This window comes from Planktothrix tepida PCC 9214, from assembly GCF_900009145.1.
In the GTDB taxonomy this organism is placed as follows: Bacteria; Cyanobacteriota; Cyanobacteriia; order Cyanobacteriales; family Microcoleaceae; genus Planktothrix; species Planktothrix tepida.
The window spans coordinates 1-803 of record NZ_LN889825.1; the positions used below are offsets into that span (position 1 = coordinate 1).

1 protein-coding gene is annotated in these 803 nt (G+C 39.7%); it reads right to left on the reverse strand.

The window, feature by feature from the left end:
- A partial coding sequence (locus tag PL9214_RS31775) for a calcium-binding protein (RefSeq protein ID WP_186440508.1) occupies positions 1 to 803 on the reverse strand: 803 nt, incomplete at both ends.

The following is an 803-nucleotide window of genomic DNA, read 5'->3' on the forward strand; positions in this document are numbered from 1 at the left end:
CCATCGAGAATATTATTAGCAGGATTTCCGATAATACTATTGGCTAAACTATTTCCTGTACCATTAAGTGCTGCTGTTCCTGTTAAGGTGAGGTTTTCTACGTTATCCGATAAGGTGTAAGTCGTAGAAGATTGAACTAAATCCGTTCCTTCACTCGCTAATTCTGTAATAATATCATCAGAATTATCGACAATATATGTATCGTTTCCGGCTTTCCCTTGCAATGAGTCGGCTCCGCTACTGCCATTGAGAATATTATTAGCAGTATTTCCGATAATACTATTCCCTAAACTATTACCCGTACCATTAAGCACTGCTGTTCCTGTTAAGGTGAGGTTTTCGACGTGATCGGGTAAGGTATAGGTAATCGAAGATTGAACTAAATCTGTTCCTTCTCCTGCTAATTCTGTGACAATATCCCCAGCATTATCGACAATGTATGTATCGTTTCCTGCTTTCCCTTGCAGTGGGTCGGCTCCGCTACCGCCATCGAGAATATTATTAACAGTATTTCCGATAATAATATTATTTAAACTATTGCCTGTACCATCAATGGCGACTGTTCCTGTTAAGGTGAGGTTTTCTATGTTGGCGGGTAAGGTATAAGTCACAGAAGATTGCACTAAGTCGATTCCTTCACCTGCTAATTCTGTGACAATATCTCCAGTATTATCGACATTATAAGTATCGTTTCCTGTCAGACCTTGGAGTAGGTCGGCTCCGCTATTTCCATCGAGAATATTATTAGCAGGATTTCCGATAATACTATTGGCTAAACTATTTCCTGTACCATTAAGTGCTGC